Origin of the sequence: Ensifer sp. (genome assembly GCF_035999135.1) — a bacterium.
Taxonomy (GTDB): Bacteria; Pseudomonadota; Alphaproteobacteria; order Rhizobiales; family Rhizobiaceae; genus Ensifer.
Genome location: NZ_DASYGZ010000019.1, coordinates 1 through 1,593, shown reverse-complemented (window position 1 = coordinate 1,593; position 1,593 = coordinate 1). Strand labels below are relative to the sequence as shown.

At 60.1% G+C, this 1,593-nt stretch carries 4 protein-coding genes; all 4 read right to left on the bottom strand.

What is annotated here, in order from left to right:
- Positions 1–69: 69 nt before the first annotated feature.
- On the bottom strand, positions 70–273 hold the full coding sequence (gene rpmD, locus VGO12_RS01390) for a 50S ribosomal protein L30 (RefSeq protein ID WP_077961502.1): 204 nt from the start codon (positions 271–273) through the stop codon (positions 70–72).
- Between the two features lie 12 nt (positions 274–285).
- Positions 286–855: a 30S ribosomal protein S5 gene (rpsE, locus tag VGO12_RS01385; protein WP_043623386.1), complete on the bottom strand. Its 570-nt coding sequence runs from the start codon at positions 853–855 to the stop codon at positions 286–288.
- Positions 856–983: 128 nt separating this feature from the next.
- The gene (gene rplR, locus VGO12_RS01380) at positions 984–1,346 is read right to left on the bottom strand and encodes a 50S ribosomal protein L18 (RefSeq protein WP_034795567.1); all 363 of its coding nucleotides are present in this window, start codon (positions 1,344–1,346) and stop codon (positions 984–986) included.
- A gap of 12 nt (positions 1,347–1,358) precedes the next feature.
- Positions 1,359–1,593, bottom strand: a 235-nt coding sequence (locus VGO12_RS01375) for a 50S ribosomal protein L6 (RefSeq protein ID WP_327494276.1), incomplete at its 5' end; no start/stop codon positions are given.

Here is a 1,593-nt window from a genome sequence, read left to right as displayed (position 1 = left end):
AGACGCTTGCGGCTGTGGGTCGAGCCTTCGTTGTCCTTGATTTCATTCAGTTTCATGAGCTTATCCCCCTCACTTCTCGTCGACGACGCGAACGAGGTGCTGGACGGTCCGGATCATGCCGCGAACAGACGGAGTGTCTTCGAGCGTGCGAACCCGGTGCATCTTGTTGAGGCCCAGGCCGATGAGCGTCTGACGCTGCGAGGCCGGGCGGCGAATGGGGCTACCGATCTGCTCGACAGTAACCGTCTTCTTGGCAACTTCTTTTTTAGCCATCTGTCAGCTCCCTTATTCTTCGGAAGCAGCGCCGGAGGCAGCACGACGAGCCTGGAGCGTGGCGTACTTCATGCCGCGCTGAGCTGCGATGTCCTTCGGGTGCATCTGGTTCTTGAGGGCGTCGAACGTTGCGCGAACCATGTTGTAGGGGTTCGACGAACCGGTCGACTTGGCAACGACGTCATGAACGCCGAGTGTTTCGAAGACGGCGCGCATCGGGCCACCGGCGATGATACCGGTACCGGCCTTGGCCGAACGCAGCAGCACCTTGCCGGCGCCGTGACGGCCATGAACGTCGTGATGCAGGGTACGACCACCACGCAGCGGGACGAAAATGAGGTCGCGCTTGGCAGCTTCAGTCGCCTTGCGGATGGCTTCCGGCACTTCGCGTGCCTTACCATGACCGAAGCCGACGCGGCCCTTCTGGTCACCAACGACGACGAGAGCAGCGAAACCGAAACGACGGCCGCCCTTCACCACCTTGGCGACGCGGTTGATTGCTACGAGCTTATCGACGAATTCGCTGTCGCGCTCTTCGCGGTTCTGGCGATCTTCGCGAGAACCCTTTCTTTCCTGTGCCATTGTCCTTTTCCTTTTTCTTTTCCGGGTGCAATCGGCAGATTGACAAAAGTCGCCCCCGTCCGATGGATCGGATGCGACCGGAAACCTATGAGAGTGCCAGGCAGGCGCAAAGCCTGCCTGGCGACTGATCAGAAGTTCAGACCACCTTCACGTGCGGCATCGGCCAAAGCCTTGATGCGGCCGTGATAGATGAAGGCGCCACGATCAAAGACAACGTCCTTGACGCCGGCCTTTGCAGCACGCTCAGCGATGAGCTTGCCGACGGCAGCAGCAGCTGCCGTGTCAGCGCCCGTCTTCAGCGACGAACGCAGATCGGTATCGAGCGTGGAGGCAGACGCGAGCGTCTTGCCGGCAACGTCATCGATAACCTGTACGTAGATGTTCTTCGACGAGCGATGAACCGACAGGCGCGGACGGCCATTGGCGACCGCCTTGATTTGACGGCGCACGCGGTTGGCGCGACGCACAAGAGTATCTTTCCTGCTAGCCATTTCGCGTGTTCCTTACTTCTTCTTGCCTTCTTTGCGGACAATCCGCTCTTCGGCATACTTGACGCCCTTGCCCTTGTAGGGCTCGGGGCCGCGGTATTCGCGGATTTCCGCGGCAACCTGGCCGACCTGCTGCTTGTTGATGCCGGACACGATGATTTCGGTCGGCTTCGGAACAGCAATCGTGATGCCTTCCGGCGTCTGGTAGACGACGTCGTGGCTGAAGCCGAGCGCCAGCTGCAGGTTCTTG